The sequence below is a fragment of the Bradyrhizobium arachidis genome (assembly GCF_015291705.1).
GTDB classification, from domain to species: Bacteria; Pseudomonadota; Alphaproteobacteria; order Rhizobiales; family Xanthobacteraceae; genus Bradyrhizobium; species Bradyrhizobium arachidis.
Genome location: NZ_CP030050.1, coordinates 9,842,503 through 9,865,973 on the forward strand (window position 1 = coordinate 9,842,503; position 23,471 = coordinate 9,865,973).

The 23,471-nt window shown below is 63.4% G+C and carries 27 protein-coding genes and 1 pseudogene; 9 read left to right on the forward strand and 19 right to left on the reverse strand.

The genetic code is table 11. The features are described 5' to 3' along the window. Positions 1-117: 117 nt before the first annotated feature. A complete protein-coding gene (locus WN72_RS46350) occupies positions 118-315 on the forward strand; it encodes a hypothetical protein (RefSeq protein ID WP_167380564.1) in 198 nt (65 codons plus the stop codon). A gap of 1,665 nt (positions 316-1,980) precedes the next feature. Here WN72_RS46350 and WN72_RS46355 read toward each other — a convergent pair. The 3 genes from WN72_RS46355 to WN72_RS46365 all read right to left on the reverse strand — a co-directional run bounded on the left by WN72_RS46355 (position 1,981) and on the right by WN72_RS46365 (position 3,983). Then, a complete protein-coding gene (locus WN72_RS46355; protein ID WP_092212379.1) occupies positions 1,981-2,385 on the reverse strand; it encodes a hypothetical protein in 405 nt (134 codons plus the stop codon). A gap of 406 nt (positions 2,386-2,791) precedes the next feature. Next, entirely contained in the window at positions 2,792-3,085 is a 294-nt protein-coding gene (locus WN72_RS46360) for a hypothetical protein (RefSeq protein ID WP_027563988.1), read from the reverse strand. Between the two features lie 211 nt (positions 3,086-3,296). Next, complete coding sequence (locus WN72_RS46365; RefSeq protein WP_092212376.1) at positions 3,297-3,983, reverse strand: DNA-3-methyladenine glycosylase I; 687 nt, start codon at positions 3,981-3,983, stop codon at positions 3,297-3,299. 145 nt (positions 3,984-4,128) lie between these two features. Here WN72_RS46365 and WN72_RS46370 point away from each other — a divergent pair, with 145 nt between their 5' ends. After that, positions 4,129-4,956 carry a metallophosphoesterase family protein gene (locus tag WN72_RS46370; protein ID WP_027563986.1) on the forward strand — a complete coding sequence of 276 codons (828 nt, stop codon included), beginning with the start codon at positions 4,129-4,131 and terminating at the stop codon, positions 4,954-4,956. Here WN72_RS46370 and WN72_RS46375 read toward each other — a convergent pair. From WN72_RS46375 to WN72_RS46400, 6 genes are all read right to left on the reverse strand, one after another. Further along, complete coding sequence (locus tag WN72_RS46375; protein ID WP_027563985.1) at positions 4,895-5,380, reverse strand: Crp/Fnr family transcriptional regulator; 486 nt, start codon at positions 5,378-5,380, stop codon at positions 4,895-4,897. The two genes, WN72_RS46370 and WN72_RS46375, sit on opposite strands and share 62 nt — an antisense overlap. Before the next feature lie 130 nt (positions 5,381-5,510). Further along, entirely contained in the window at positions 5,511-6,047 is a 537-nt protein-coding gene (locus tag WN72_RS46380) for a GNAT family N-acetyltransferase (RefSeq protein WP_167380563.1), read from the reverse strand. 152 nt (positions 6,048-6,199) lie between these two features. Beyond that, positions 6,200-7,726, reverse strand: a complete 1,527-nt coding sequence (gene bchE, locus WN72_RS46385; RefSeq protein ID WP_092211856.1) for a magnesium-protoporphyrin IX monomethyl ester anaerobic oxidative cyclase — start codon at positions 7,724-7,726, stop codon at positions 6,200-6,202. Between the two features lie 133 nt (positions 7,727-7,859). After that, entirely contained in the window at positions 7,860-8,588 is a 729-nt protein-coding gene (locus WN72_RS46390; protein ID WP_027563982.1) for a di-trans,poly-cis-decaprenylcistransferase, read from the reverse strand. A gap of 72 nt (positions 8,589-8,660) precedes the next feature. Beyond that, on the reverse strand, positions 8,661-9,035 hold the full coding sequence (locus WN72_RS46395) for a winged helix-turn-helix domain-containing protein (RefSeq protein ID WP_027563981.1): 375 nt from the start codon (positions 9,033-9,035) through the stop codon (positions 8,661-8,663). After that, positions 9,022-9,639 (reverse strand): hypothetical protein, encoded by a 618-nt coding sequence (locus WN72_RS46400; protein ID WP_027563980.1) that lies wholly within the window; start codon positions 9,637-9,639, stop codon positions 9,022-9,024. The genes WN72_RS46395 and WN72_RS46400 overlap by 14 nt, the downstream gene beginning before the upstream one ends. A gap of 198 nt (positions 9,640-9,837) precedes the next feature. On the opposite strand from WN72_RS46400, the gene WN72_RS46405 reads away from it, so the two are divergent. Next, positions 9,838-11,082 (forward strand): S1C family serine protease, encoded by a 1,245-nt coding sequence (locus WN72_RS46405; protein ID WP_092211852.1) that lies wholly within the window; start codon positions 9,838-9,840, stop codon positions 11,080-11,082. Positions 11,083-11,258: 176 nt separating this feature from the next. Here the strand turns inward: WN72_RS46405 and WN72_RS46410 are convergent, their stop codons facing one another. The 6 genes and pseudogenes from WN72_RS46410 to WN72_RS46435 all read right to left on the reverse strand — a co-directional run bounded on the left by WN72_RS46410 (position 11,259) and on the right by WN72_RS46435 (position 14,701). Beyond that, positions 11,259-11,990, reverse strand: coding sequence for a DUF899 domain-containing protein (locus WN72_RS46410; RefSeq protein ID WP_092211850.1), 732 nt, complete (start codon positions 11,988-11,990; stop codon positions 11,259-11,261). A gap of 22 nt (positions 11,991-12,012) precedes the next feature. After that, positions 12,013-12,345, reverse strand: a pseudogene (locus WN72_RS46415) (SRPBCC family protein); the annotation flags it as partial. Positions 12,346-12,356: 11 nt separating this feature from the next. Then, a complete protein-coding gene (locus WN72_RS46420) occupies positions 12,357-12,821 on the reverse strand; it encodes an ArsR/SmtB family transcription factor (RefSeq protein ID WP_167380562.1) in 465 nt (154 codons plus the stop codon). Positions 12,822-12,920: 99 nt separating this feature from the next. Further along, entirely contained in the window at positions 12,921-13,181 is a 261-nt protein-coding gene (locus tag WN72_RS46425; RefSeq protein ID WP_092211844.1) for a DUF3551 domain-containing protein, read from the reverse strand. Positions 13,182-13,311: 130 nt separating this feature from the next. Next, positions 13,312-13,578: a DUF3551 domain-containing protein gene (locus WN72_RS46430; RefSeq protein WP_027563974.1), complete on the reverse strand. Its 267-nt coding sequence runs from the start codon at positions 13,576-13,578 to the stop codon at positions 13,312-13,314. 148 nt (positions 13,579-13,726) lie between these two features. Further along, the gene (locus WN72_RS46435) at positions 13,727-14,701 is read right to left on the reverse strand and encodes a Bug family tripartite tricarboxylate transporter substrate binding protein (protein WP_027563973.1); all 975 of its coding nucleotides are present in this window, start codon (positions 14,699-14,701) and stop codon (positions 13,727-13,729) included. A 159-nt stretch (positions 14,702-14,860) separates the two neighbouring features. On the opposite strand from WN72_RS46435, the gene WN72_RS46440 reads away from it, so the two are divergent. Continuing rightward, entirely contained in the window at positions 14,861-15,271 is a 411-nt protein-coding gene (locus WN72_RS46440) for a VOC family protein (RefSeq protein ID WP_027563972.1), read from the forward strand. An 86-nt stretch (positions 15,272-15,357) separates the two neighbouring features. Here the strand turns inward: WN72_RS46440 and WN72_RS46445 are convergent, their stop codons facing one another. Next, on the reverse strand, positions 15,358-16,452 hold the full coding sequence (locus WN72_RS46445) for an HD-GYP domain-containing protein (protein WP_027563971.1): 1,095 nt from the start codon (positions 16,450-16,452) through the stop codon (positions 15,358-15,360). Positions 16,453-16,733: 281 nt separating this feature from the next. Here WN72_RS46445 and WN72_RS46450 point away from each other — a divergent pair, with 281 nt between their 5' ends. The 4 genes from WN72_RS46450 to WN72_RS46465 all read left to right on the forward strand — a co-directional run bounded on the left by WN72_RS46450 (position 16,734) and on the right by WN72_RS46465 (position 19,383). Next, entirely contained in the window at positions 16,734-17,498 is a 765-nt protein-coding gene (locus WN72_RS46450; protein ID WP_092211841.1) for an alpha/beta fold hydrolase, read from the forward strand. A 24-nt stretch (positions 17,499-17,522) separates the two neighbouring features. Further along, positions 17,523-17,852, forward strand: a complete 330-nt coding sequence (locus WN72_RS46455; protein WP_027563969.1) for a hypothetical protein — start codon at positions 17,523-17,525, stop codon at positions 17,850-17,852. Between the two features lie 159 nt (positions 17,853-18,011). Continuing rightward, positions 18,012-18,686: a dienelactone hydrolase family protein gene (locus WN72_RS46460; RefSeq protein WP_027563968.1), complete on the forward strand. Its 675-nt coding sequence runs from the start codon at positions 18,012-18,014 to the stop codon at positions 18,684-18,686. 217 nt (positions 18,687-18,903) lie between these two features. Further along, positions 18,904-19,383 carry a hypothetical protein gene (locus WN72_RS46465; RefSeq protein WP_092211839.1) on the forward strand — a complete coding sequence of 160 codons (480 nt, stop codon included), beginning with the start codon at positions 18,904-18,906 and terminating at the stop codon, positions 19,381-19,383. Between the two features lie 124 nt (positions 19,384-19,507). Here the strand turns inward: WN72_RS46465 and WN72_RS46470 are convergent, their stop codons facing one another. From WN72_RS46470 to WN72_RS46480, 3 genes are all read right to left on the reverse strand, one after another. Then, positions 19,508-20,245: a polysaccharide biosynthesis/export family protein gene (locus WN72_RS46470; RefSeq protein ID WP_027563966.1), complete on the reverse strand. Its 738-nt coding sequence runs from the start codon at positions 20,243-20,245 to the stop codon at positions 19,508-19,510. Between the two features lie 204 nt (positions 20,246-20,449). Then, complete coding sequence (gene msrA / locus WN72_RS46475; protein ID WP_027563965.1) at positions 20,450-21,106, reverse strand: peptide-methionine (S)-S-oxide reductase MsrA; 657 nt, start codon at positions 21,104-21,106, stop codon at positions 20,450-20,452. A 148-nt stretch (positions 21,107-21,254) separates the two neighbouring features. Beyond that, on the reverse strand, positions 21,255-21,572 hold the full coding sequence (locus tag WN72_RS46480; protein ID WP_027563964.1) for a hypothetical protein: 318 nt from the start codon (positions 21,570-21,572) through the stop codon (positions 21,255-21,257). 361 nt (positions 21,573-21,933) lie between these two features. On the opposite strand from WN72_RS46480, the gene rpsT reads away from it, so the two are divergent. After that, a complete protein-coding gene (rpsT, locus tag WN72_RS46485) occupies positions 21,934-22,200 on the forward strand; it encodes a 30S ribosomal protein S20 (protein ID WP_027563963.1) in 267 nt (88 codons plus the stop codon). The last annotated feature ends 1,271 nt before the right edge of the window (positions 22,201-23,471 follow it).

Below are 23,471 nucleotides of genomic sequence, written 5' to 3' on the forward strand. Positions count from 1 at the left end.
CAGCCGGTTGCACTACGAAGCGCTGCCGACGCAGCGAAGCTCCTGCGCGGCAGGTGCATTCTCGGCAGAAGGCGAAGCAACTGCGTGCGCCGTCCGACATATTGAGGAAGGCCTGCCATGCTCGAAGGTCTGATTGATCTGGTCATCAACGTCGTCGTCATCGGCCTCGTGATTTGGCTGTTGCGCTTCCTGATCGAGTTGAACCCACTCGGCAAGCCGTTGCGGCGCGTCGCCAACGTCGCGGTCGTGGTGATGGGTGTGCTGATAATCGCCATGTTGCTCATGAACTTCCTGAGTAAGCATCTCATGGCGTGATGCTCGCTTGGCATTCGGCGCAGGCAGCACGACACATCGCCTCCTGCGTCCTCGTCAGCCAGCCAGGACTGAATGCGGCACGACGGGATCAGTTGCTTGGGAAAATGCGGATTGAGCGTGCCAGCCAGCAGCACCACACCATCCTCAAGCCTTGTGCGAGCGAACGCCTTGGCGTCCGCTTCTGTCGCAAACGTTCACGTTTCGTGCGGACTTCCCGGTTTCACGCGCACGCCATGTCTGCGAACTTCGGAGGTCACGCACCAAATTGCCATCACCCGTCACGTCCGCTCGATGTTTTGACGAGTGAAACAACCTTGACGCCACGCCGATCGTCCTTGGGCGGGCGCAAACTGCCCTTCATCCAACCCATGATGATTGGGGACGTCAGCGGATCAAGCAAACGCTCGTTTGACGCACGATGCTTGTGGCTCGCTGTGAGCCACGCGCGCACATTGATGCGCGAGCGCTCGCCCCGCAGGGACCATAATTCTCGCCATCCCCGGATAAGCATCATTGGCCTGTACTGCTTTGGAGCGCGCCGAGCCGACCTGCGGATGGACACCTCCTCGAGAGGTCGATGATCAATTTGGAGCTTGAAATTGCTGCTCGCGCCATTGTCCGAAAGGGAAGCTGCGGTAACAGGTGATGCCTGCGTGCCAATTTGCCTGATGATCTCGCCCGCATGAATCCTCCGCCCGCTGAATCAGAAGGGTTTGATCTGGAGGCGGTCGTTCCGACCGCCTCCTCATCGCTGCGCGTGACCGGCGTGCCGATTTGCAACCAATTTCGCTGCTCTGCGCATCAGATCAGGGTGCCATGACGTCGCTGATATACCGACGCGCCGAAGTCGATGCTCGCTTCACTGGCTTTCGTCTGTGTCTTACGGACAGCGGAACGGCAGGCCGTTGGCGCCGGTGACAAAAGCCCCCGATGTGCAGGCCATGCCGGCGGGAGTTATGTACCAGCCACTGCTGTCGCTGGCCGTGGACGCAGGATAGTAGGCATTAGCTCCCAAGGCCCCGCCATAGTAGGCATTAGCTCCCAAGCCTCCACCAGAGTAGGAAGGCCCACCTCTGTAGGGACTCACGCCCGTAACTCCATAATTGCCGGCGCCTGTGTAAGGGCCGCTTCCCCATCCCCAGTTGGGAGATGTGGCCGCCACAGCAGCAGCCGTGCCCACGGCGGCCGCGCCGGCAACGCCAGCGCCGACCACCCCGGCTCCATATCCGTACGCAGCCCGCCGGCCTTGCCGGCGAGCAACACCTGCAACGCTCACCGGGGTCAGCGGTCGTCCGACCCTCGCTTGGGCACTCTCCACTGACAAGGAGATGCCGCCTTGTTCAGTCCAACTGAACGAGAACAGTGCCGCGCATGCGACAGTTGAGCCCGCAATTGCAAGTTTTGCTAGATGAATGTGTCTCATGAACTTGCTCCATTACTGGCTTGCCCCATGCTGAAAGGATGCGGCCTCCCCGCTGGTCCGCATTGCGCTAGATCAAGATAGAGAAGGAGGCTTGCGAGCTCGGATGAGGCAGAGGCTTTGACGTTATCAACGCGTATTCTCGATGGCGCGCGTCAACCAACTGAGCCGATGGCGGCGAGAACGAACGACGCTTTCAAATTGAAAGAGGCGGCGATTGCGCCGCCTCTTTCTGGTCCGCGTGCTTACTGGCAGACATACATGATTCCGTCAGCACCCTTGATCAACGTGCCAGGCGTGCAGCCAATGCCGTTGAGCTTCGCATAGCTATCCCAGCCGTCGTAGCAGGTATAGGAAGCAGCTCCAAAGACTCCGCCGGACGTGCCGTATCCGTATCCGTATCCGGTCGTGCCACCGACCCCACACCAGGGGCCGCCAGCGTAGTAGGCCCGCACCGCGTACCAGGGGAGACCGGTCTGATTGGGTATGTAGTGATTATAGGGATACGGGCTGACATAGAGTCGTCTCGCTTGGGCACGCTCAACTGAGAGCGAGATCCCGCGTTGCTCAGACCAGTCAACGGTGAACAGCGCCGCAAAGGCGATAGTCGAAGTTGCAATCGCAAAATTTCTGAACGCTGTCTGCTTCATCGTTTTGCTCCTATGCTGTCGCCCCCTTTGCATAAGAGGCCCGTCCGCTGGGGCCGAATTGACAGAGATCAAGCGCCTTGTGCACGCAATCGTGCGTAAGGCGCCAGCCGAAAGATGTTGACGCGTCGCGCTCTCAGATGTGCTTGCCCGGTGCAACGATGTTGCCGGACGTCGCAAAGATCGAGAAAAGGCAATTAGGTGTGTGACGTCGGCTCCCGGTCCCATCAGACCGAAGCAGGACGCACGCGGCAACGCAGCGCTAATGCTTCATGGACGGGATCTCGACTATCTCGACAAAGACCCCGCTCACATCAGGCTCATTGTAGTTGTCGCTGTGATTGCACTTGCACAGCGAACTCATGGCGCGATCTTTCCAATCAACCACCCGCGTGCGATCTATTGTCGCTCAATGCTTCATCTGCTCGAACACCACGATCACCCCGGTCGGCTCGGGCTCGTGGGCCATCAGGCGCGTCAGGTCGGCATCGCCCCAATCGGCGAGGCTGACGACTTCGCCGCTCTCGCGTTCCGCGCCCAGCGACGGCGTGGGCTCGAGGACCTTGAGGCCCATCTCGTCGACGAAGAAGGTGTGCTCGCCGAACATGCTGTTGAGCTGGGGCATGGCGGGATGCTCGTCGGGCAGCACCTGAGCGCCGAGTTGGTTGACGGTCTGCTTAACCTGTTCGGATGTGAGCTTCATGAGCTGCTCCGTTTCTGTCACGTCGGGTTTCGCTGAACTGAGCCGAAGCGAGCGTTCCCTGCGCCGGTGTCGCCTGGCTCAAGTTTCCGAACGGGTGCTGCGCGCAAATGTTCCTGCGAAGTGAATTTCGTGATTGCGCGTTCCATCCGCCGCGCTCGCGGCACGTGATCGCCACACGATGCACATGATTTGGCTGGCGCGTGCGAGAGCCCTACTCGCTGCGGTTCTCGCCGACCGACAGCGCGCAGATACGTGACAGATATGTGTAGGGCAGGCCGGTCTCCTCGGCCCAAGCGTTGAATTGTGCCTGCACCTTGGCGAGATCGCCTTTCGACTTCACCTCTTCGGCGATGTCGAGCCCGGCATCGCGCAAGGCCGCAACGACGTCCTTGGATGTCACAAAGCCGTCCCAGCCGACGAAGCGCAGCAGCAGCTGGCCGGTGTTGCCGCCAAGCCGGCTGCCGCGCTTGGTGAGGAGATCGAGCAGGCCGATCTCGTTCGATGGCGGCCACTTCGCCAGAAACTTGCCGAAGCTGCCGTGCTCCTTCGCGATCTCCTGCACGAAAGCAGCGTTCTCGCGCACCGACATGATTTTTGCGCCATTGCGCACGATGCGCGCATCGCGCAAGAGGCCTTCCCAATAGTCTTCAGGCTGGAAGCTGAGCTTGGCCGGCTGAAAATGCAGGAAGGCTTCCTCGAAGCCGTCCCATTTCGAATCGATCACGCTCCAGGCAAAGCCGGCGCAAAACACCCGCTTCGTCATTTCTGCGAGGATACGGTCGTCGCCGAGGTTGGCCAGGCCCTTCAGGTCGGGCTTGTCAGGCATCAGCTTGTCCAGCGCCTTGGCCCCGCCCTTGCGCTTCTCGGCGCGGGCACGAATGTTCTTGAAGGAGGTCATGCGGACGCCCGCGTTGAGGGTGCGCCACGACATCAGAATTCGACGATCCGGTCCAGTCCTGCGATTGAAAGGCGGCGCTGGTCCGCTTCTTGCTTCGCAAGCGACTTGGAATTCCCAGCCATTTTCAATCGCGAACGGATTTTCAATGCGCTGCCTAGTCGTGGCCGACCTGCACTATTCGCTGCCGCAGCTCGACTGGTTGGTCAGCGCGGCCCAAGAGTTCGACCTCGTGATCTTCGCCGGCGATGCGCTCGACATCGGATCGATGGTGGATTTTCGCGCGCAGATCGTGGTGGTGAAGAAATACCTCGCGCTGATGGCCGGACAGACCCGCGTCATCCTCTGCTCCGGCAATCACGATCTCGACGAGCGCAATGCGGAAGGCGAGAAGATCTCGCGCTGGATATCCGAAATGCGCGAGCTCGGGATTGCCTGCGACGGCGACAGCCTCGCCATCGGCGACACGCTGTTCACGGTGTGCCCGTGGTGGGACGGGCCGCTGGTCAGGCAAGGCATCGTCGAGCAGCTCCACGACGCGGCAGTCGATCGGCCGCGGCGCTGGATCTGGGCGCATCATGCGCCGCCGGCGAATTCACCGACGAGCTGGGGCGGCAAGCGCTTCTTCGGCGATGTCGAGCTGGTGCAATGGATCATGCAGTATCAGCCGTCGATGGTGATCTCGGGCCATGTGCACCAGTCGCCGTTCGTCACGGACGGCTCGTGGTTCGACCGGCTGGGCCAGACCTGGGTGTTCAATGCCGGCCTGCAACCGGGCCGGCCGCCAACGCATATCGTGCTCGATCTCGATGCGGACAAGGCGTTCTGGCTGGCGGCGGGCGAAGCGCAGTGGATCGACCTGAACGCGCCGCTGAAGCGGCCAGCCAACTCCATCGAGGAGCCGCCGGACTGGCTCACATTCTTGGATCGGATTGCCGATCCGAGCCTGGCGAGACCTCAAGCGGCGGCAGGTTGATCATGCTCTGGAGCACCTCGCCGACCATGGCGAGATGGGTGCCGTGGCCGGCATATTGCCGCTTGAGATCGGCGAGATAGGTGTTGGCGACGTTGAGCCGCTGCGCCAGCATTTTTGCGATCAGCAGCGCCACCTCGGGCGTCTGCTTCAGGAACGAGGCGGCATCCTCGAACTCGTAGACGACCGCGTCGGAGCACGCCCGTACCGTCGCGGTGTGCGGCAGGCCCAGCAGCACGGACATCTCGCCGAGCACTGCGCCGGGCTCGGTGACGGTGGCAACCACCATCTCGCCCTTGAGCACCTCGAGCTTGCCCTGCATCAGCACATAGAGGTGGCCGGAGGCGCCGCCCTCGGTCACAAGGTGCGTGCCGGCCGCGACCTGCCGCTCGGTCCCGCCGGTGCAATAATCCAGAACTGCGCGCATCCTGCAAAACTCCCGTCAGGGGAGGCAGTAGAGCACGATCCGCGCCGCAGGCTTGCTCAAATTTCCGGCATGGCTCGAGGTTATTGTTTGCGGATGGTCTTTTCCGAAACGCCGCGCTCCGGATCATGCGCTAGCGCGACAGGCGCTTGGCGAAGTGGATCGACTGCCAATCCCCGAGACCGGTGTCCGCGAAGCCCGCTTTCTTCGCGAGGCCGCGCATTTCGGCGTTGGCTCGCGCGGTCTCGGCTGCAATCATCTCGTGACCGAGATCGCTCGCGCGCGTTTCCATCGCCGTCATCATCTGAAGGCCGAGGCCTCTCCGCTGAAAGGCGTCGGCGACCGAGATGGCGAACTCGCCGTGCCGTGCAGCCGGATCATAGGCGTAGCGCGCTTCGCCGATGATCGTGCCCTGCCCGTCCCGCCTGAGCTCGGCGAGCAAGGTGAAATGATCAGGACGATCGGCCTTGGGCACGCATTCGGCCGCGACCACGGTGAGGTCGGCCCGCCCGCCCATGAACCGCTTGTTGCGCGATGTGGTGGAAAGACCGGTGAAATAGACCGACAGGCTCTCCACATCGGATGCGCTCGCGGTCCTGATGCAGACCATGCCCCTGGCTTCGGCCAATTCGACCGGCTCGATGACGGCTCCCGGAAACAGCTGTGACATGCGTGATGCTTTCGGCAGGTTGCTGGGACCTGCAGACCTAGCCGAGACCATGCACGCGCCGCTTGGACATGGCTGCCAAACTTGCGGCCGAAAACGAACCGCACATGTGTCCTGTGCCGTGCGTCACACACGGCGCATGGGCATGATCGTCGTCAGGCGGCTTCACGCCTCCCGACGCGCCGTTCGGGCCGGGTCGCAATCATCGATTGCTCCTCGCCGTCCTGCGGCGCGCCCCAGAACTCCCGCACCGATGGCCCCCATTTCAAGCGGCGCGCGCGGAAAAATTCCAGGATCTCGTGCGGCCAGACCCTGCGGCCCATCTGCGTGTACCAGCGCATGGCGTGGCGCAGGCCCGCATCGGGCTGGAACAGCACGCGCCAGATCGCCTTGGGCCGGCATTGCAGCACCATTTCCGTGAACTTGAACCAGACCAACACGCGCCATGGCGCCATGTAGCGCGTCGCGAGCACCTGATGCTTGTAGTCCCAGCGGCGGCGGTCGGGCTGGATCACGCGGCGGTCGGCGGCAAGCCGGAAATACGGTGTCCAGCGGTGCGGCGTGACGTAGAGCAGCTGCACCTGGTCGGGATCATAGGCGAGCAGCTGCTTCAACCCGCGCCAGTGATCGCGATCGGTTTCTTCCTCGAACCCGACCACCCAGGTCGCCATCGACAGGATGCCGTGCTGCCGCATCAGGCGAATGACCTCGCGGTCAGTTGCGGTCGTCGCGCCCTTGCGGATCAGCTCCAGCGTCTTCTCGTCGGTGTTCTCCAGCCCGAGCAGGAAGCGCTGCCAGCCCGCCTTCTTGTAGAGATGCAGGATGTCGGCATCGCGCACGATGTCGTCGGCGCGGGTCGACCCGACCAGGATGAGATCGACATTCTCGGCGATCAGCGCTTCCAGGAAGGCGCGCCACACCTTCTTGGACACGGTCGGATTTTCGTCGGCGAAGTTGATCACCTTGACGCCGTGCTCGCGGTGCAGCCGCGCCAGCTCCCTGGCGAAGCGAACGGGATCGCGGTGACGCCAGCGCGTCCAGAAACCGCGCTGACCGCAATAATTGCACAGATGCGGGCAGCCGCGCGAGAACTGCACGACCACGGCACGCAAGCCACCCCAATAAGAGTAGCGCGCATGATCGATCAATTCCCAGCCGATGCGATAGGCATCGAGGTCGGCGATCACGGGCGCTGGCTGTGTCGCGCGCGGGCCGGTGGCGTCGCGGAACGCGATGCCGGCAATACCGCCGAGATCGTGGCCATATTCCAGCGCGCGCATCAGGCGCCGCGCGGTCTCCTCGCCTTCGCCGCGCACGATGGCGCTGACATAGGGCTCCTCGCGCAGGATCTCGCGCCAATGATAGGTCGGGAAGACGCCGCCATAGACGATCAGGACATCAGGCATGGTCCTGATCAAGGCCTGGGCAATCTCCGCGATCACCGGATGCCCTGAGGTGGAGCCGGAATGGCCGAACAGCACTGCGTCTGGCCTAAAGCGGCTCGCTTCGCTGATGATCGCCGCGACCGGCATCGGGCCGAACTCGGCATCGAGCAGCCGCACGGTGTGACCGTCGTCGATCAGCGGTCCGCCAATCGCGAGCAGACCTAGCGGCGGCAGATGATCGTCCGGAATCCGGCTGCCGATCGAGGGATGAGGCACGTTGACGAGAAGAACACGCATGGACTTTCGCTCCCGCTTTGGTTGGCGTGATCGTCCGTCCCGCTTTTATGAAGAAGCCCAATCCCCCGACTGAACTCGAAGATGTCGTGCGTGACTTGCTGCGGAGCCCCTTGCTGGCCCCCGCCTTGCAGCGTCACGCGCGAGAAAGTGACGGCACCTCCTCCGGCATGATGGCCTGGAGGCCGCCGAAGCGGCGCTCGCGGCCATGGAAGGAGGCCAGCGCCGCGGCGAGATCGCCGGCGTCGAATTCGGGCCACATCCGCTCGGTGAAGTGCAGCTCGGCATAGGCGCCTTCCCACAGCAGGAAGTCGGACAGCCGCTTCTCGCCGGAAGTGCGGATGATGAGATCGACGTCGCGAAGGCCGGCTTCGCCGGTGACGAGCTGCGAGAAGGCTTCGCGGGTGAGGCTGGTCAGCGCCGCCGCCTTCGCGGCAGCATTGAGGATGGCATCGCGCGCGGAATAGTCGACCGCGATTCGCAGGTGAAGTGTGGACCCATGGGCGGTTGCGTGCTCGGCGCGCGCGATCGCATTGGCGATGCCGTCAGGCAGGCGGTCGCGGCGACCGATCACGGAGAGACGCACGCCGTTCTTAGCGAGGCTCTGCACCTCGTTGGCGAGATAGAAGCGGAGCAAGGTCATCAGCGCGGCGACTTCCGTCTTGGGTCTTCGCCAATTGTCGGTGGAGAAGGCATAGAGCGTCAGCGTGCCGATGCCCTGCTTGGGCGCGGCCTCGACGATACGGCGGATGGTCTCGACGCCCGCCTCGTGGCCGCGTACGCGCGACAGTCCGCGCCGCGTCGCCCATCGGCCGTTGCCGTCCATGATGATGCCGACGTGAAGCTTCTCGTTGCGAGAGGTCATGTTGCTGGAGGTCTTGTTGCTGATGGTCTTGTCACTTTGCATTGCAAAGTCTCCGGTCAAAAAAGGGGAGGATCAGGTCGAGGCGATGCCGAGGCGGCCGAACGGCGGCGCCTCGCGGCCCGCGGCCTTGGCGGCGTCGCGCACCAGGCGTTCGAGCACGGCGAGATAGTCGAGGAAGCGGCGCCGGCCGGCCTTGGTCAGCCGGCAGGTGGTGTGCGGGCGATTGCCCTCATAGCCCTTGTGCACCTCGACGAGCCCGGCCTCCTGGAGCACGGCGAGATGCCGGCTGAGATTGCCGTCGGTGAGGCCGCAAAGCTGCTTGAGATCGGCAAACGCCAGCCCCTTGGGATGTGCCATCAGCGAGGTCAGAAGCCCGAGCCTCGCCTTCTCGTGGATTACGCGGTCGAGCCCTTCATAGGAGAAGGGCGCACTGTCAGTCTTCGACATCATGGTCTCCGGACGCGAAATACAGAATGGCTGCCATCACCGACTGCCCGATCACGAAGGGCAGGCCCATGGTCCATGGCGACAGCGTGTGGGTCCGGCTCGCGAGCACCACGACCGCAAAGCCGGAGATGAAATACCAGGCGCCGGCGAGCGCGACGGTGCGCGGCAGCGAACGGACGGAAGCGAAGATGCCGAGCGACACCAGGATCTGCCACAGGCCCGGCAGCAGCCACAGCGTCTCGCTCGCGAACTTCCACATCACGACCGCAAGCAGGATGCCGGCGACGCCCGCTGGCAGGAACTGCTCGACCGCCTGATGGATCATGGCGTCGGCGAAACCCGAATGATGACGGCGCGAGCGCGCCCTCATCTCGATGCCGATGATCAGGACGGAGAGCGCAGCGGCGATGAACCAGCCGAAGAAGAAACCGATCGGCTCACTCGTGGCATCTCGGAGCAGCCAGAATTGCAGGATTGCTGTGATCAGTGCGACGGCGCCGGTCGCCGCCATCGTCGCCGGGCCATAGCCGCGGAACGCCGTGCCCGCCGCAATCTGGCTGCGGATCGCCACGATGTCGGCCAGTGCCTTGTCGAGATCGCGCATCGGCAACGCCAAAACCTCGCTCCACCCATGCTGGCGGGATTGCTGCCCCGTTACTTTGTATTGCAAAGTATATAGCAGTGCAAAGTAAAGGCAAGGCGAAATCATTCGAATGAGACCTGACCCGCGGCAGACAACTGCGGGTTGCGCGCCCCTGATCCGGCAGCTAAGATGTTCCCATAATGTTCCTGGGGGAAAGGTATGTGGCTTAAGTCATTTATCGTCGCGTCTTGCTTGCAACTCAGTGTCATCGGCGTGGCGCAGGCGGCGGGGCCGTTCGGCTCCGTCAATGTGGGTAACTGGATCGGCGGCGCCTTCAGCAATGACGAGACCGGCGCCTTCTCCCATTGCGCGGCTACCGCGCCCTACGCCAATGGGGTGAGTCTCGTCGTCGCGCAGAATGCGGCCGGCTCCTGGCTTCTGAGCTTTGCCAGCCCCGGCTTTCGCTTCAACAAGGGCGATACCGCGCCCGTCGATGTCATCTTCGACGGCCAGGAGCAGGCCAGGTTGTTCGCGACCGCCAACGCCCCCAACATGGTGACGACCATCCTGCCCCTCAATGTCGCTCGCACCTTCCAGAAGGCAAGCCTGATGGTGGTGACGACCAACGGCAGCAAGCCGCTCCAGTTCGTGTTGACGTCGACAGCGCCCATGGTCGCAGCGCTGGCAAATTGCGTCACACGGGTGAAGGCAGACGGGCTCAGCAAGGCCGGGGATTTCACCAAGGGTACCGCGAAGCCAGCGGTCACGGCGGATAAGCAGGCATCACCGCCGGCCAGCAAGTCCGCCAAGTCCAAGAGCGGCACCGGCTTCGTGGTCAGCGCCAATGGGCACATCGTCACGAACAACCATGTGATCGACGGCTGCAGCGACCTCAAGGGCAATCTCACGGGCGAGGCCGCGATGGCGTTGCGCGTCGTATCGAGCGATGCAAACAACGATCTCGCCCTTTTGCAGGCGCCGTCAACAGCGACGTTCAAGGAGTTTGCCCGGATCCGCGACCGCTCGATCCGCTCCGGCGATTCCGTCGTCGCGATCGGCTTTCCCTATCACGGGCTGCTGAGCTCGGACTTCACCGTGACCACCGGTATCGTGAGCTCGCTCAGCGGCATGCGCAACGATTCGCGTTTCCTGCAGATCAGTGCGCCCGTGCAGCCCGGCAACAGCGGAGGCCCGCTGTTCGACACCACCGGGCAGATCGTGGGCGTGGTCACGGGAAAGCTCGACAATCTGCGGATCGCGGTCGCAACCGGCAACATTCCCGAGAACATCAACTTCGCCATCAAGACCGGCGCGTTGCGCGACTTCCTCGATAATTCCGTGGTGCCGTACCAGACCGCGGAGCCCAAGGGCGAGCTCAAGACCACCGACATCGCCGGCAACGCGCGGCCCTATACGATGCTGATCTCGTGCAACGCCACGGAACAGGCCGACGCGAAGCGGTGAGCCTGCCAAGACAACCAGCCCCGAGGTGCGAGCGGCGCGATGCCATGCATCGCGCCGGGAGCCTCGAAAGATGAAAGGCCCGGATGCAGCGCGGCCGTCGCCCTTCGAGGCCTCCGCGACGCTCCGGCACCTCAGGGTGACGGTGATAGATCAGAGGCCACGGCAGCAGCCCCCTCTCACCCGTGACAACACGCCCCCTTCGCCGCCTGCGGCTCGTACTGGTCGCGGAGGCGGACCCAGTCCATTGGATAAGGCAGGCCGTCCTCGTGCCGGCCAAGCGGGGTGAGGTCGAGGTACTGATAGGCGGCGTTCATCATGTCGAGGCCGCGGGCGAAGCAGGAATAGGTGTGAAAGATCTCGCCGGCCTCGTTACGGAAGAACACGCTGATGCCGGGCAGTTCGGGGCCGTAGAACGGCGTGGTGCCGAAATTGTACTTCTGGACACCCTTGTCGATCTCTTCGCGCGTGAACGAAACCTCGTAATCGCGGTTGAAGTCGTTGCCGCCTGACGAGACCCAATCGAACGTCCAGCCCATCCTCCTCTTGAAGGCTTCGAGCTTTGCGACCGGCGCCAGCGAGATCGCCGCCATTGCGGTGTCGCGCGCGGCAAGGTGCGGCGCCATACGATCGAACCCGTCGGCCCAGAACGAGCAGCTCTTGCAGGCGACGTCCCAGTCGGGCGCGAACATCACGTGCTGGACCACGAGTTGCGGACGGCCCTTGAAGAGATCGCCGAGCGTCACGCTGCCGGTCGGTCCCTCGAACACATAGTCCTTGTCGACCCGGACCCAGGGCAATGCACGGCGCTCTTCGGCGAGGCGTCCCTGGCTGAGCTCCTTCTCATGCGCGAGATGAGCCTTGCGCGCTGCGATCCATTGCTCGCGCGAGACGATCTGATGGGGCTGCATGGCGTTCTCCTCTGACGGGACTTCAGGCAACGAAGGCATCGAGCTTGTCGAACGACGAGATCCAGCCATGCTGGTGGTTGTCGCGTGCGGACTCGTCGAAGAACTGGCCGTGATGGAAGACCATCAAGGTCCCGGCACTGTCCGGCTTGAACGTGATCGTCACCAGCGATTCGCGTTCCGGGGTCGAATGCCAGGCCCAGGTAAAGACGAGACGTTCGTTAGGCACCACCTCGCGATAGGTGCCGCCGGCCTCGAAATATTCGCCGTCTGCACCGGTGAAGCTGATCCTAAAGCGGCCGCCGGCGCGGACGTCGAGCTCGGCTTCAAGCGTCGCCGGCCTCATATTCGGCGGCCCGAACCATTGCGCTAGCTGCGCGGCTTGCGTCCAGGCGGCGTAGACTTTTTCCGGCCGCGCGCGGAGCCGGCGCGTGAGCGTGAGGCTTGGACGTTCGGTTGGGGGAGTGGCTGTGCGGGAATTGGTGTCGATGGCTGCATTGGCCATGTGTCTTCCTCCACGAAAGCGGCAAGGCGGTCGAACTTCTCGGACCAGAACTGTGCGTAGCGATTGAGCCAGTTCATCGCCTGCTCCATCGGCTGCGCCGTGAGCCGGCAGGACACCGTGCGCCCGGTCTTCTCCCGCACGATCAGGCCCGCATCCGTGAGCACGTCGAGATGCTTCATGATCGCCGGCAGCGAGACCGGAAACGGTGCGGCGAGCTCGCTCACCGACAGGCCGTCCTGCTCGCCGAGGCGCGCCAGCAATGCGCGCCGCGTCGGGTCGGACAGCGCAGCAAAGGTCCGGTCCAGTGCGTCGTCCTGATACTTAACCATATGGTTTAGTATAAGCGCGACCGAAGATGCGTCAAGCAGGAACCCGCGTGCGCAGGTCCGCACGACTGCGTGATCAGGCAGAAGCCAATCAAACGGCGACTAGTATGGCGGAACGTGCCGACCGCGCAGCGCCGGTGGAGGCAGCGGTCGCGTGGCTATCGCAGGATTCGGTCCGCAAAAACCCTTGCGGCCGGATGCGCTCAGCAGACATTGCTCGCGGGTTTGATAGGAGCAATCGCCGGGATAGCCATATTCCGAATCCTGGATGCACCACACGTAGTCGTAGTCTGCGCGCGCCGGGCTGCCGCCGGCGAGCCACATCAGGGTTATGGCGCCCAGCACGACCTGCACCTTGCGCATGACCGATCTCCCATGTTCGCCGCGGGACATGCGACCTCACAGAGAGAAAGGCTCGGCGAGCCGATTTATTCCGGAGCGATCGCGCGAAAATTCATCGCGCAGGATGGGCGCGGCTCCGCAGGTTGCGCGATCAGTACGGCGCCACAGGCCGCGCGCGCCGCTGCGGCCGCGGTTGCTGGCCGTAGGCGAAGCGAGGGTTGCGGTCGCAATACAGCAGCCGGCCCGACACACTGGCCAGGCATTGCTCATAGGTGCTGTAGGCGCATTCGCCGGGATAATCATACTCGCCGCCCTGCGCGCACCAGGGATAGTCGCGAGCAGCGGCCGGCGTCACGGTGACGAAGCCGGCAAGAACGGTCGCGCCCAGCGTCAGCAGCGCCAATTGCGTCTTGCGCATGATCCCAACTCCTCTGCTCACGGCGCGAGATACGCGCCTTCTCTCACCAGGTTTCGCTGCGCCGTTTTATTCCGCCGTGGCAGAACAGGATACGCAAGAAAAAAGCCCTGCCGACCGGCAGGGCTCCATTCCCGTCATCACAAGATCGCTACTCGACCTTGAGGCCGGCGAACTCGACGACCTTCTTCCACTTCTCGGTCTCGGCCTTGATCTCCTCGCCGAACGCCTCCGGCGTCTGGACCCGCGGCTCGCCGCCGAGCTCGACCAGGCGCTTGGTCATGTCAGGCTCCTTCATCAGCGTGTTGATCTCGCTGTTGAGCTTGGCGATGATCTCCTTCGGCGTGTTCTTCGGCGCGCCCATGCCGAACAGCGCGCTGGCCTCGTAGTCCTTCACGGTCTCGGCGATCGCCTGCACGTCGGGCAGCTGCGGCGAGCGCTCTGCCGTGGTGACGCCGATCGCACGCAGCGAACCGGAGCGGATGTGCTGGATGATCGAGGGCATGTTGTCGAAGATCACCTGCACCTGGCCGCCGAGCATGTCGGTGATCGCGGGCGCCGCGCCACGATACGGCACGTGCTGCATCTTGCAGCCGGTCATCGCCATGAACATCTCGCCGGACAGATGCACCGAGGTGCCGTTGCCGGACGAGGCCATGTTCACCTTGCCGGGATTGGCCTTCACATATTCGATGAACTCGGCGACGTTCTTGGCGGGCACGTCCTTGTTGACGGTCATCACGTTCGGCACGCGCTGGAACGAGGCGACGGGCGCGATGTCGCGCACGAAGTTGAACTTCAGATTGGCGTAGAGCGAGGCGTTGATGAAGTTGGCCGGATTGACCAGCTGCAGCGTGTAACCGTCGGGCTCGGCGTTGACGACCGATTCGGTGCCGATGTTGTTGCCGGCGCCCGGCTTGTTCTCGATCACGAATTGCTGGCCGAGCTTTTCCGACAGACGCTGGCCGATCAGCCGCGCCAGGATGTCGGTGGCCCCGCCCGGCGGATAGCCGACGACCCATTTCACGGGCCGGGACGGATAATCCGCGGCAAAGGCCTTCGACAGCGGGCTGGCTGCAAGAGGCGTGGCGGCAAGCAGGCCCAGCGCGGTACGGCGAGTGATCATCTCAAGGGTTCTCCCAGGTGGTATTCTTCAAAGAGTGTTGTTCTTCAAAGAGCGTTGTTCTTGAAGGCCGGATATCTTGAAAGTGTCGTCGACGCGGTTGTAACAAAGCTTACCGCAGGCGGAAAGTGCACCTGGCGCATCACGACGAAAGGATAAGGCATGACGGTCAAGGTCGAAGCCCTCGATCATCTCGTGATCAACGTCGCCGACGTCGCGGTGACCGCCGAGTGGTACCGCAAGATTCTCGGCATGGAAGTCAAGGTGTTCGACCCCGGCGGCGGCAAAGCGCCGCGGACATCGTTGCAATTCGGTAACCAGAAGATCAACGTCCGGCCGCGCGATGCCGACAAGGTGGAGTGGTTCACCGCCGACCACCAGACCGCCGGCAGCGACGATCTGTGCTTCCTCACCTCCGCTGCGCCCGACGAGGTCGTGGCGCATTTGCAGGCACATGGCGTCGCCATCGAGGAAGGCCCGGGCCCGAGGCAAGGCGCGCGCGGCACGCTGCGCTCGGTCTATTGCCGCGATCCGGACGGGAACCTGATCGAGATCTCGTCGTACGAAGACTAGACTCGTCATTCCGGGGCGGTGCGCAGCACCGAACTATGGTGCGCAGTTGCGCAATCGCAGCTGCCGCAGGGTGGCGAGCGACGCGCCTAGAACGCCCCCAGCGCCACCGGGCGGAACGCCTGCAGCAGCTGCTGGTCGAGCTTGCCGCCCATGCCTTCCATCATCGCAAACGCGCGCGAGTGGGTGAACGGCATGCGGTAGGCGCGCTTCTCCACGAGAGCGGCGTAGATGTCGACGATGGTCGTGAGACGCACGATGTCGCTGATCTGGTTCGACGACAGGCCGTTGGGATAGCCGCTGCCGTCGAGGAATTCGTGGTGATGCAGGATCACGTCGAGCATCTCCGGCGGGAAGCCGCCTTGGGCTGCGAGCGCGTCATAGCCGCGGCGCGGATGCTGGCGGACCTCGGCCATCTCCTCGTCGGTGAGCTTGCCGGGCTTGTCGAGCAGGTTGGAGGGCACGAAGGCCTTGCCGACGTCGTGCAGCAGCGCGGCGCGGGTCAGGCGGCGCTGGTCGTCCTCGCGCATGCCGAGATGCTGCGCGAAGGCAACCGCAAAGCCGGTGACGAACAGGCAGTGGCGATAGCTGCCGACATGGTGGCAGCCGACGGTGGTGAGCCATTCGCGCAGCGACGAGTGCTTGATCGCCTTCAGGATCTTGCTCTCGGCGGCGATGACGTCGTCGAAGGTCAGGGGCACGCCGAGCGGTAGCTTCTCGAACATCTTTGCGAGCACCGCATGCGCCGCCTCGACGCCGCGGTTGAGCGTCTTGCCGCGATCGGTCGCGTCATAGACGGCGGTGTCGGGGAAAGCGGCGCGGATGCGCTGGAGGATGGCTTCCGGCTGCAGCGGACGCGAGATCGTGTCGGTCGCGCCAAGCGCCCAGGCTTGCATGGTGCCGTGATGCAGGGCATCGGCGAGCACGAACAGGCGCGGCATCGAACGGTAGGCATCGCCGCGCAGCTTGTTGCGCACCCGCTGCACGCTCTCGGGCGAGCGCAGGTTGATGTCGACGACGAGACCGGAGAGATCACGCGAGGGCTGCTCGGGAATGCTCTCCGTCGTCACCGTCGAGACCTCGCCGACCGCCTTCAAAATGCTGGCGAGCTCGGTGCTCTCGTCGCTCCGGTCGGAGGCGAGCAGAAGCCGGCGTTTGGCTGCAGGTTTGGCTGAGGCGGTCATGGCTTCCCCAAAAGCGCGGGACTGGATTTGGGCTCAGCCTAAGCCGGATCAGGTTCTCCGGCCCTTAAGAGGCGTGCTCAATGGAACCCTGCGGGATTGCACGCAATTTTAGGGATTTCGACTTCCGCCGCCGGAACCGCAGGACAGCGAAAACAACCCCATGCACAGTAGCCGGGGCCATTGCAAAGACTGGTTTTTTTGAACCGGCGAATCCGCCGCGGTTTCCTCCGCGCAGCCCTGCGGGCTAGGATGGGGTGGGGAAACAAGAAGAGGCGGAAGACATGCCGAAGATCGATCGGGACGGCGTCGGGATCTATTACGAGGTTCACGGCAACGGCCCGCCGCTGCTGCTGACTCACGGCTACTCCTCGACCTCGGCGATGTGGTATGGGCAAGTCGATGCGCTCGCGAAAAACCACAAGCTGATCCTGTGGGACATGCGCGGCCACGGCCAATCCGATTATCCCGATGACCCCAACGCCTATAGCGAAGCGCTGACCGTCGGCGACATCGCGGCGATCCTCGATGCCGTCGGCACAGAGCGCGCCATCATCGGCGGCCTCTCGCTCGGCGGCCACATGTCGCTCGCGTTCTATCGCGCTCATCCGCAGCGCGCGCGGGCGCTGCTGATCATCGACACCGGCCCCGGCTTTAGGAAGGACGACGCGCGCGAGGCCTGGAATGCGCGGGCGCTCGCTACCGCGGACAAGCTCGATCAGGAAGGGCTCGCGATGCTAAAATCGGCGACGCGCGAGCGCGCTACCGCGAGCCATCGCGATGCCAAGGGCCTGGCGCTTGCGGCGCGGGGCATGCTGACCCAGCGCGATGCGCGCGTGATCGAGCTGTTGCCCGACATCAAGGTACCCTCGCTGATCGTGGTCGGCGCCGACGACACGCCGTTCCTGGCGGCGTCGGACTACATGGCGGCAAAAATCCCTGGCGCACAAAAGGTCGTGATCCCCGCGGCCGGACACGCCGTCAACATCGATCAGCCCAAGGCTTTTGTTGACGCGGTGATGCCTTTCCTGAAGAACTTGCCGGCATAGGACGATCGGACAGGAACACAAGCGATGAAGCGAGCGATGTTGGCAGCCAGCGCGATGTTGCTCTCGATGTCGGCGCAAGCTGAGCCGTTCGGCGGCGTGCGCCAGCCTTTCGTCACGACCTTGTCGAACAACATCCCGCTCGCCTTCGGCATGGACGCCGGGCAGACCGCGCGCGCCCTCGGGCAACCGCTGCAATATGTGCGCGGACGTCCCGGCAACGAGATCTACCTCGCGCTTCGCAACCTCGGCGGCAGCGGCCTGATCCCCTACCGCCACCGCCTGTTCCTGCAATTCCGTCATGGACGGCTGGCAGGATGGAAGGAGGATTACGGCGAGAACTGGATGTGGGAGTGAGGTGTCTCCCCTCATCCTGAGGAACTTGCGTAGCAAGCGTCTCGAAGGATGAAGGCCCCGCTGCTGCATCTCGGCCATTCAACCTTAGAGACGTGCTGACGCGCTCCTCAGGATGAGGGGAGAGAGCACAGTTCGTAACAACCAAGAAGGACAACCCGCGTGGGACAGGACATCAAACTGACGGCTTCCGACAATTTCCTGCTTGGTGCCTATCGCGCTGATCCCGCAGGCAGGGCGAAGGGCGCGGTGGTGGTGATCCAGGAGATCTTCGGCGTCAACCACCACATCCGCTCGGTCTGCGACCGGCTCGCCAAGGAGGGTTACGTCGCGATCGCGCCGTCGATCTTCGACCGGACTTCGCCGGGCTTCCAGTCCGGCTATACGCCCGACGAGATCGCCGAAGCGCGCAAGTTCGTCGCAAATCCCGATTGGGAGGCAATGCTGCGCGACACGCAGGCCGCGATCGACGCGGTGAAAAGCGTCGGCCCGGTCGGCATCATCGGCTTTTGTCTGGGCGGCAGCATCGCCTTTGTCGCGGCAACGCGATTGTCCGGCCTCAAGGCCGCCATCGGCTATTACGGCGGCGTCGTCGTGCGCTTTGCCGACGAGAAGCCGAAGGTGCCGACGCAGCTGCATTTCGGCGAGAAGGACGCCGGCATTCCCCTGACCGATGTCGAGACCGTCAAGGCGAAGCGGCCGGATGTGGAAGTCTTCATCTATCCCGGCGCCCAGCACGGCTTCCATTGCGACGAGCGGCCGAGCTACGACAAGGCGAGCTCGGAGATCGCCTGGCCGCGCAGCATGGACTTTTTCGCGAAGCATTTGACAAAGTAGCGACCGCGGCTCTCTCCACCGTCATTCCGGGGCGCGCGCAGCGCGAACCCGGAATCCATCGTTCCACCAGTTCAGCGGCCTGATGGATTCCGGGCCTGCACCGCTTCGCGGTGCATCCCGGAATGACAGAAGAGGGGAGAGCAGGAATCGGGTGGCTGCATCCTGCCGCCCGGCGATAGAGCTGGCCGATCGCGCCAACCGACGCCGGGAACTCATCATGCAGCAGGCCAACACGAACATCATCATCCGCAATCCGTTCGGCACCATGGACGTGCCCGCGCCTGATGATCGCGAGGTCATGGATTATGCCGCGACCACATCGCTTGCCGGCGATGCGGCCGACGTCAATGCGGCGGCATGGGCGTCCATTGCCGCGCCGTCCGATCCGCTCGAAGGCACTTGGGCCAGTCGCTGGAACGGCGGCGCCGATCCGACCATTGCGGGCGACACGCCGGACAAGTGGAAAGAGGGGCGCGCGGAGGTCCGGGTCATGGGCGAGCGCATCTATCTGCGCTTCGACTGGGACCATGGCCGCCGGCACAGGCTGATCGATGCTGCGCGCGAGGGTACGCGGCTGGTCGGGAAGTACATCAATCTCACCAACCCGGCGATCATGCGGCCATGGGTGGGGCGCGTGATCGATGATGCGCGGATCGACGGATGCTTTCCGAACGGGCGGCTGGATTTTCGGAGATAACTGTCCGTCATTCCGGGACGCGCCGACAGGCGCGGGCCCGGAATCCATCGTGCGTCAGTGACGGTGGAGCAATGGATTCCGGGCTCGCGCTGCGCGCGCCCCGGAATGACGGGCGGAGAGAGTCTTAGAACCAGCGCTCGCCGACGAACACGGTGTCGCCCGGCGCGAGCGGCGTGCCGAGCGGGACGACGGCGCGCATGGCGCCACCGGCTTCGGTGTGCGTGACGGTGACCATGTCGCGCTTGGCGCGCGGCGAGAAGCCGCCGGCGATGGCAACGGCGCTTTCGACCGTCATGTTCGGCACATACGGATATTGGCCGGGCGCTGAGACTTCGCCGAGGATGAAGAACGGGCGATAGGTGTCGATCTCGACGGCGACCGAGGGCTCGCGGATGTAGCCGTTGCGCAGGCGCCCGCCGATCTCGCCGGCAAGGCCCGCGGTTGTGCGGCCACGCGCCGGCACGGCGCCGATCAGAGGCATGGTGATGGAGCCGCCGGCATCGATGGCGTAGCTGTTGGTGAGACCTTCCTGGCCGTAGACCACGACGCGCAGCTTGTCGCCGGCGTCGAGATGATAGGAGGCGTCGTAGCGGACGGGCGCGGCCATCGGCGCGGCATAGCCGACGGGCATCGGCGCAGGCGCGGAGGCAAAGGAATTGCTGAGCGCGGCGATGGCGCCGCCGCCGTTGTTGGCAACGACGACGGGTTGCGGAGCGCCATAGGCCATGGCGTCGAGATCGGGGCGCGGCTGAACATATGCGACAGGGCCGGCAGTCTGCATGCAGCCGCCAAGGGGCAGCGCGGCGGACGCTGCCAAGCAGGCTGTCAGGATCGACCATCGAAACGCGCGTGCAACCGGCACCGGACCTATCCCTCGAAACGAGACGGCTCCAGTGATGCACCGGTTATGGTTAATAAAGCGTTGAGCGGGGCGGCTATGGCGGTGGTGGCGCTTTTGGCGGTCATTCCGGGGCGTCGCGATCGCGACGAACCCGGAATCCAGAAGTTGTGGCACGAGATTCCGGGTTCGCGCTGACGCGCGCCCCGGAATGACGGGCCAAAATAACTACGCGCTCACACCAAGCCCGATCGGGCAGGACACGCCGGTGCCCCCTAAGCCGCAATAGCCGGCGGGATTCTTCGCCAGATATTGCTGGTGGTAGTCCTCGGCGAAGTAGAATTCGCCGGCGGGCGCGATCTCGGTGGTGATTGCACCGAGACCTTTTGCGGCGAGCGCCTTCTGATACAGCGCCCTCGACTCGTCGGCCGCCTTCTTCTGCGCATCGGAATAGGTGTAGATCGCGCTTCGATACTGCGTGCCGATGTCGTTGCCCTGGCGCATGCCCTGCGTCGGGTTGTGGTTCTCCCAGAACGTCTTCAAGAGCTTCGCATAGGAGACCTTGCTCGGGTCGAACACGACCAGCACCACTTCGGTGTGGCCGGTGCGTCCCGAGCAGGTCTCTTCATAAGTCGGGTTCGGGGTGTGGCCGCCGGCATAGCCGACGGCGGTGGTGTAGATGCCCTCGCCCAGTTCCCAGAATTTGCGCTCGGCGCCCCAGAAACAGCCGAGACCGAACACGGCCTGCTCGAGTCCGGCGGGATAAGGCGGCTTGAGCCTGCTGCCGTTGACGAAATGGGTGGTCGCAGTCGGGATGGCTTGCGCACGACCAGGCAGCGCCTCAGCTGCGCTCGGCAATGCGGTCCTCTTTCGCATAAACAGCATGATGGGTCTCCGGAACGAGACGTCCGTCGCGCGAGCCAGATGCTCGGGCGGCGTGCTCGCGATCAGGTGGGATATAGATGTCTACGTCAGCGAGGGCAGCGTTGTTACGCCGCGCCTTCGCGGGGTTCAGTCCCGCGGGGATTGAAGATCAATCCCGGGAATATCCGATCAGCGGCTTGCGCGGCCGGAACAGGATCATCAGCAAGATGCCCAAAATGCCGAGCACGGCGAAGACCGGCTGGTCCAGCACCAGGCGGATCACCGAGGTCCAGAGCCAGGGCGCCTTGGCCTCGACCCAGGTCCGGAACGCGGACTGGCTGGCCTGATTGATGTCGTTCCAGAACTGGCCGAAACGGGTGAAGCGCAGGGTCTGGTCGGCCACCCAGCGGGCGCCGTCATAGACCATGAAGATGAACCCGCCGGCGAGCAGCAACAGCCCAATCAGTCGGAAAAAGCCGCGGATCATGCCTCACCCCAGATGGTCGTCCGATCGATCGACCCGTATAATGCCCGCCAGCCAATAGCCAAGCGACGGCAGAAATTCAACCGCTTCAGGGCGTTACACCCTTCCTTGAGCACCCTTGAGGGCCGTTTTCCGGCCCCAGAAAGCGTTGACGGTGCCGCAGACCCCCTCTATAAGGGCGCCAACTGGCGGCGGGCGCAATCCCGCCGCCGCTGTTCTTTGAGCAGTTGCAGGCTCTTTGAGGCCTCATGTTCCGGGAACGGCCCAGCAACCGAACACCCTAAATCCGAGCGTCGATTCCGCGGTCAAGCAGCCGGCGCTACCCGACCAAGACGCGACCGGTACCGCAAAGGATATTGAGACCATGGCCAATACCACTTCCGCCAAGAAAGCGACGCGCAAGATCGCCCGCCGCACTGCCGTCAACAAGTCGCGCCGCACCCAGATGCGCGGCGCGGTGCGCACCGTCGAAGAAGCCATCGCGACCGGCGACCGCGCCGCCGCCGTGAAGGCGCTGGCGAATGCCGAGCCCGCCTTGATGCGCGCCGCGCAGCGCAACATCATTCACAAGAACAACGCCAGCCGCAAAGTCTCGCGCCTCACCGCGCAGATCGCCAAGCTCGCCAAGTAAGCAATCCAAGTCAGCCGATCCGATCGAGTCATTCGATCGGCTGCAGCGACATCGCGTGCGTCACATCAGCCCGGCCTCGTGCCGGGCTTTTTGTTATCTGTCACAATTCACGCAAGCGGTCGTTCGACCAACGATGGACGTTGGAAGATTCACCTCGACCGCATGATACCGCACGATAATGCGTCCCGTAGTTTTACCGCGGACGATTTTGCAACAGCGGAAACTTTCACTGCGCTGCGAAAAACCCCTGCGGGACGGGCTTAAGTTGAATTCGCACGCGCGCGAGTTCTGCACACCGTAGATTCACAGGAGCGGATCTCCCGGTGGAGTTACCCTGTGAAATGAGACTCAAAAAACGATGTTTCGCGAACAACTTATCAACATAGTGACAGCAAGCATTTGGAAAACGACCGGGCGAAGTCGGCGCGTGAAGGTTTTTTGAATTTTTTTTGGCCGCTGTTCGCGAATTGTCACACAACGCGTCTCGTCTTCGATTCTCTACGCGGATTCAAACTCTTGGTCTCAGACCTGTGAACAACTCGTGCGCCGCGTTAACGCTGGTCAAGATTTTTGATGCCTCAAGTGTGAATCAATTCCGTTGCGAGTCTTTCCGCTTAGTGTATTCCTTAAGTCGTCAGCGGCGCCCACGATCTTGAGACCAGCGCGGTATCGGAAACGGGGCGAGCGTGCAAATCGGCGGCGGTGGGCACGTTGGCAACGCATCAACAAGCGATAGTCGGTTCAAACCCACAGCACTGTGGGAACGGTAGCTCTTTGTCTGAATGTCTCCAAGCAGGATTTCATCCTGCTCGCGCCAAGCGCAAATGAGAGACGTCGTAAAGCTACCCCGACCCGCATGAGGCGAAGTCGAGCGGACGACTAGTACACGGGCAGGCATCCGCGACACGACTATTCCGCGGTTGTCTATTGGACACGTAGGACCTTGCCGTGAGCAATCACGGCAGGACGGGGAGGTATCATGTCTAACGGACGCAACGCGGTATTGAAGCACGTTTCCTATTCCAACGATGCCGGTTTAGATCAGTCCGACCTCCAGCCTCCCGCCTGCGATGGGGCGCCGAGTACGCGCTGACCTCGCGAACCCTCCATCTCTGACATCGCTGACCTGACGCGGCGTTCACGCCGAACGGTCGAGCCATGTCCGACGCTGGACTCGCTCTGAGGTCGCGCCCTGTCAGAAACCCTGATGGCAGGAACTCTGCATGGCGCTCACCCACGCAACTAAATCTCTCAAGAGAAGTTTTTTGACG